The 5,122-nt window shown below is 32.0% G+C and carries 6 protein-coding genes and 1 tRNA gene; 3 read left to right on the forward strand and 4 right to left on the reverse strand.

The genetic code is table 11. From position 1 onward, the window contains the following. Positions 1 to 103: 103 nt before the first annotated feature. On the forward strand, positions 104 to 547 hold the full coding sequence (locus COX95_00130; GenBank protein PIZ86685.1) for a hypothetical protein: 444 nt from the start codon (positions 104 to 106) through the stop codon (positions 545 to 547). 101 nt (positions 548 to 648) lie between these two features. Here the strand turns inward: COX95_00130 and COX95_00135 are convergent, their stop codons facing one another. The 4 genes from COX95_00135 to COX95_00150 form a co-directional block, all read right to left on the reverse strand. Further along, a complete protein-coding gene (locus COX95_00135) occupies positions 649 to 1,320 on the reverse strand; it encodes a hypothetical protein (protein PIZ86686.1) in 672 nt (223 codons plus the stop codon). Positions 1,321 to 1,344: 24 nt separating this feature from the next. Next, positions 1,345 to 3,285: a hypothetical protein gene (locus COX95_00140; GenBank protein PIZ86687.1), complete on the reverse strand. Its 1,941-nt coding sequence runs from the start codon at positions 3,283 to 3,285 to the stop codon at positions 1,345 to 1,347. Positions 3,286 to 3,354: 69 nt separating this feature from the next. Continuing rightward, complete coding sequence (locus tag COX95_00145) at positions 3,355 to 3,960, reverse strand: hypothetical protein (protein ID PIZ86688.1); 606 nt, start codon at positions 3,958 to 3,960, stop codon at positions 3,355 to 3,357. A 76-nt stretch (positions 3,961 to 4,036) separates the two neighbouring features. After that, positions 4,037 to 4,303, reverse strand: a complete 267-nt coding sequence (locus COX95_00150; protein PIZ86689.1) for a hypothetical protein — start codon at positions 4,301 to 4,303, stop codon at positions 4,037 to 4,039. Positions 4,304 to 4,597: 294 nt separating this feature from the next. Between COX95_00150 and COX95_00155 the strand changes: the two genes are divergently transcribed. Together COX95_00155 and COX95_00160 are read left to right on the forward strand one after the other, a co-directional pair. Beyond that, on the forward strand, positions 4,598 to 4,897 hold the full coding sequence (locus COX95_00155; GenBank protein ID PIZ86690.1) for a hypothetical protein: 300 nt from the start codon (positions 4,598 to 4,600) through the stop codon (positions 4,895 to 4,897). Positions 4,898 to 4,905: 8 nt separating this feature from the next. After that, positions 4,906 to 4,981: transfer RNA gene (locus COX95_00160), tRNA-Thr, on the forward strand. Positions 4,982 to 5,122: the final 141 nt, after the last annotated feature.

Genomic DNA, 5,122 nt, shown 5'->3' on the forward strand with positions numbered 1-5,122 from the left:
CGAGAAGAATGTCCTGAGCGCAGTCGAAGGACAACTATGAATTATTTTACTTACATTATTCAATGTGAGATAATAAGTATTATTTAATATAAGGAAATAATAATTGGTCAAATTTAAGTTAAACAAAAAAGGTTTTACATTAATTGAATTATTAGTTGTAATAGCGATTATTGCTATTCTTGCAGGATTAGTAATTATTAGAATTAATAATGCTTCAAGAGACGCAAGAGATACAAAAAGAATGCATGATCTAGACCAAATAAAACAGGCATTAGAAATGTACAAGCTTGAAAATGATTATTATCCACAATCAGGGTGTGGTTGGGACTGTAATGGGTATAGAAATAGCTATAATAGCGCTTCATGGTCAGCATTAGAATCAGACTTATTACCCTACATTTCTAATCTACCTAAAGATCCTATAAATTCATCGTGTCCTCTCTGGAATAATAATTGTTTTTCATATGCGTATGGAAACGTTGGACGCACTACCAATAGTCCAACATATGATTTAACTGCTCAACTAGAAGATACTAGCCATTCTTAAAGATGTGGTGTAAAAAATTGGAGATGGTATTTTAATAATTGGGCTTGGTGTGCTGCTTTTGGTGGTATATATTCTGATCAAATTTATGAAGCATCGCCCAGTTAAATTAGTTGTTTTTTTCGAGCTAATAATGCTAATGATCCGGATAAAATTACATATACTAGTACTGCGAATAATGTGCTATTATCTCCAGCGGTTGGCAAAACTCCGCCACCACCCATTCCTAAGGGCATTCCACCCATACCCAAAGCACCGGCTATTTTTCCTGCGGGTTGTTGCGGGGCCCCACCTTGTCCTGTAGGTAAAACTTCGCCTAATGTAATAGTCGTTTCATTCATATTGGCTTTATTAGAAATCGAAACTTCTGCATTAGCATTCCCGGTTTTTATTGAAATGCCGCCAGCATTGCCCATGGCTTCATTTTTCCCAGTGTTAGATTTTACGGTAACATCATTATTAATATTAAGATCATTTTTATTATCAATATTAATTTTAACGGATTCTTCTTTTGATACATTGTTACGTGATTCAGCCCCAGTTGTATTATTTTCAAGTGTAATATTTGTTTCTCCTGCAGAGCCATCATTATTAACAATAATCTCACCGTTGCCGCTTGATTCTTGTGCCACATTATTTTTGGTAACTTTTACGGTTTGGCTAGAACTCGAATCAATTTGACTTTGAGAATTGCCACTGTCAGCCAGTGCGCTGCCGGTGATAAGAAGCATGGCCATACAAACGCAAGTAGCAACTTTTAGTTTTTTATTTTTCATTTTTCCCTCTACAATTTTATTTATTTAAATCTTTCTTAAATTATCATCTCTTTTTCTTTTTATATAACCATTTAATTTTATTAAATACAAAATAAATAAATAGCCTAAAAATATCTTTGCAGCAGAACTGGCTTTTTCCATAAAATCGGCTGCTTTTTTTGTATTTTGCCCTTGAACTATTGGGTTATTTAAAGAAGTCGGTTTATTAAAGTTAGATGAAAGATATTGAGAACTATTATTATTGGATCTATCATTGTTTTCATTATTTTTTATATATAATCCATTTATTGCGGCTGAATTAAAGTCGTTAATAACTACAGGATTATTTAAATTATTAATTTCATTTGAAACTTTTTTATCGTTCAAAATAATATTATTTAAGGGCTGATTAGCAGGAGGGGCAGAAGTCTTATTGCTGCTAGAATTATGTTTAACAGTATCAATATTACCGATCCAATTACCAAAAACATTAACCACCATAAGCACTACTTTAGATGCTACGATATTTATATTTGAAAGATTAAGGATATTTGCTAATACATTGGCGTTGCCTGTCGTTATATTTCCGTTACCAGTATTATAGCTAGCCTCATTAAGCCCTATGTTGGCTGATATATCAATATTATTATTTATTGTAGCTTGATTGTTGTTTGTTATATCGGTTGAATTAGCAATTTTTACTATTCCACTATCAACACTATGCTGATATTCAGTGTTGGGATTATTTGGATTTGTTGACGGCGATGGTAGAAGATTTGTTCCTGTCCAAGTGCCAAGAACATTAACAAAAATAAAATATATTGTGTCACCTATAATATTCTGATTTGCTAAAGTACCAGCAGCTAATTTAAGCGTTGCGTCACCGGTAGAAATTGCCCCACTACCTGTATTATAAGATGTCTCATTGCCGCCAGTGTTGCTATAAATATTTAGATTATTTGATATATCTGCATTATTGTTATTATTTATATACAAGGTATTAGATATATCTGTAATATTATTACCTACTATAAAATAAGTAGATGTATTATTGCTACCCAGCATGCTATCAGGAATCAATAGATTACCAGTCCAGTTTCCAAAAACATTAAAAATTCCAAAGACGCCGTCTTGGGATGCAGTAATACTGCTGTTTAAAAAATTGAATAGATTAAGCGCTACATTAGCATCACCGGTTGTTATATTTCCATTGCCGGTATTGTAGCTTGCCTCATTGTTTCCTGAATTGGCCGTTAATGCAAAATTGTTAGACAGGTTAGCGTCATTGTTGTTATTAATTATGGTAGAATTTTTCGAATCAACCGTGTTAATCCTAGCACCATTTAATGCATAGGTTTCTCCGCTTAAAGGATCGACGATGTAGTCTCCAAATAAATTCTCGTAAATGTTTTTATAAACAAACAATATTCCGCTCCCAGGTAGAGTTGTAAAAGTAGAGTTAATAAAATTTAAAAGATTAAGAGTTGAATCAGCGTCGCCGGTTTTAACGCTCGCATTGCCCGTATTATAATTTACTTCATTTAAACCAGTATTGGAATTTATTAAGATTTTATTGTCATTGTTAGCTTGGTTTGTATTATTAGTTTCGGTACTTGTATTTAAATTTTTTTTATTGTTAATTCCTTGGTCAGGGGAACTATTAATAGGCTGATTATTATTAGATAAACTATTATTATTTGCTTCTTTTGTTGTTTCTTGATTAGTGTCAGTATTATTATTTGTTGACGGCGTATTATTGTTTGTTTCCGTAGTAGCTGTAGCTGGATCCTGCTCCGGTTTATCATTGTCTGCAGGCGTGATATTTTCTTCTGCATTTTGTTTTATGCTACCTTGGTTATTCATGCTAGACTGTTCTGTAACTAGAGGATCAGCGGCAAGTGCCGGATATGTTGAGAAAATCGAAAAGGAGAGAATAACTAAAAAAACAGTTGTTTTAGTCAATTTAGTGTAAATTTTATTAATCATTGCTCCCCCTAAAATTTTGATTTTGTTGGATAAGATCGGGTAGGGGAATAATGCCCCCGCCAATTGGAACTATTTAACATTAACAGTTGTATCGTTGCTATTAATATCGTTAGTTATCTCTAGATCAGCCGTAGCATTTCCTGTATCAATACTTACACTGCCTGTATTGCTGTTAGCTTTATTTTTGCCGGTATTGGCAATAACTGAAACATCATTAGTAACACAAGCTCTATTGCTGTTTTCTATTTCAATCTTAGTTTCTTTTTCAACTTCTACATTATTTCTTGATTGCGCACCAGTAGTAGAATTCTTAACTTCCATACTGTTGTTTCCCTGAACGCTTACACTTGTCTTGCTGCGGTTTAAATTGTTACTGATTTTAGCTTTAGCATTTGCGTTACCGGTTGAAACATCTATGCTGCCTCCATCTTCGTCACCGGTGTTATAGTTAGCTTTATTTTTGCCGGTATTGGATAATGCTAAAACATCATTTAAGATATGTGCATTATTATCGTTTTCTACTTCTACTTTTGTTTTATCATCTATATCCACGTTATTATGGGATTTATACCCAGTGTTGTGATTGCCTAAACCCGTATTATCAGCAAATGCAATTCCCGTAGAAAAGATTATACTAGCCCCAACAGCTGCTAACTTCTTTAGTTTTTGATTCATTTTGACCCCCTTATTAATTTTTTATTTCGGTAGATTTTCTACCTATCGACCTTTATATATTTAAATAAACTTAATATTATTTTTGATTGATATAAACACTCGAGGTACCATTATTGTTTTCAACCTTTATTTTTGTATCGATGGAATCTGTATCTTTAGTTTCAAGCTTTACATTTGTTTTATCTTTATCAATATTTAGATCTAAAATTCCATTTTTTATTTCAAAATGTTTAACATAGGGGAGCTGTTCCGGTTTTATTTCTATGTGACTTGATTCGTTTTTGTTATTTTGGAATAAGCCTATCGCCAATAAAATAATCGATAATGAAACAATTTTTGCCATATTTCTGTCTCCTATTCCTATTAATATACTTAAATTTTATACATTTATTTTATAAAACAAATTGATAATCATACAAAAATTTTTGTTTTAAAATGTTTGATCCGCTAAAAAATAAAAGAAAAATCTAATAAGTCCAATGAGGCATAGGATCACAGTGGGTCGTTAAGGTATTATTTTTTGCAACAGGTAGAAAATATAGGATAATTTTGATAAACTCAGTACTAACTTTTGATATATTTGGTATAATGGGAATAATGTTTTAAAATAAAATAAAGTTAATATAAAGAGGTAAGTATGACAAAGCAAACAAAAAATGTATTTGCTATAGTTATTGATTCAGTTCTAATCTTTTTAGTTATGAGCATTGTCAATCTATTAATAGTTAATATTTTTGATCTTTCATCCATTAATTTACTCAAACAGGGGATAGAAACTTCTTTATATGAACAAAAAATGAACATAATAGGTTGTGCCGGTTTATTTTATATATTGATAATGATTATTTATCTTGTTTTTTTCAGAAAATATTTTTCAGTCGGTAATATTTTATTAAATAAAGAAAAACCACCAGTAAAAAAGGCAGCTAAAAAATAATTTATGCTGCCCACCTAGCTCAGTTGGTAGAGCACATCCATGGTAAGGATGAGGTCACCGGTTCGATCCCGGTGGTGGGCTCCATGAGAAATTGATTATGAAAGAAAAAATACAAGCATACATATTCAAAAAAACCATGCGGGGATATGAGTTTTTGCTTTTAAAAAGAGGTGAAGACAGAGGTAACCTTTGGCAGCCCGTAACCGGCAGTATAGAAAAAAAAGA

It is taken from the genome of bacterium CG_4_10_14_0_2_um_filter_33_32 (genome assembly GCA_002792735.1).
Classification (GTDB): Bacteria; Patescibacteriota; CPR2_A; order CG2-30-33-46; family CG2-30-33-46; genus CG2-30-33-46.